Genomic DNA, 261 nt, shown 5'->3' with positions numbered 1-261 from the left:
CTATCACTTCAATGAAAACCTGTTGGGGTACGCGACGCTGTCCCATGGCGAAAAATCCGGTGGGGTCAATTTGGCCGTGGGTTCCGCGCCGACCGCCGGGGCGGACTCCTTGCTGATCGGCACCGAGCGTGCCAACAACGCCGAGTTGGGCTTCAAGAGCACGCTGTGGGATCGCCGCCTGCAGCTAAACGCCAACCTGTTCTGGACCCAGGTCAACGGCTACCAGACCAACGCCTACGATCAAGACAACCGCGTGCAGTA

At 60.5% G+C, this 261-nt stretch carries 1 protein-coding gene; it reads left to right on the top strand.

The features are described from left to right. Positions 1 to 261, top strand: a 261-nt coding sequence (locus tag SB765_RS30875) for a TonB-dependent receptor domain-containing protein (RefSeq protein ID WP_410932655.1), incomplete at both ends; no start/stop codon positions are given.

The sequence above is a fragment of the Pseudomonas sp. SIMBA_067 genome (assembly GCF_046534675.1).
Classification (GTDB): Bacteria; Pseudomonadota; Gammaproteobacteria; order Pseudomonadales; family Pseudomonadaceae; genus Aquipseudomonas; species Aquipseudomonas putida.
The sequence above is the reverse complement of the archived record's forward strand: the minus strand, read 5'-3'. Positions and strand labels throughout refer to the sequence as shown.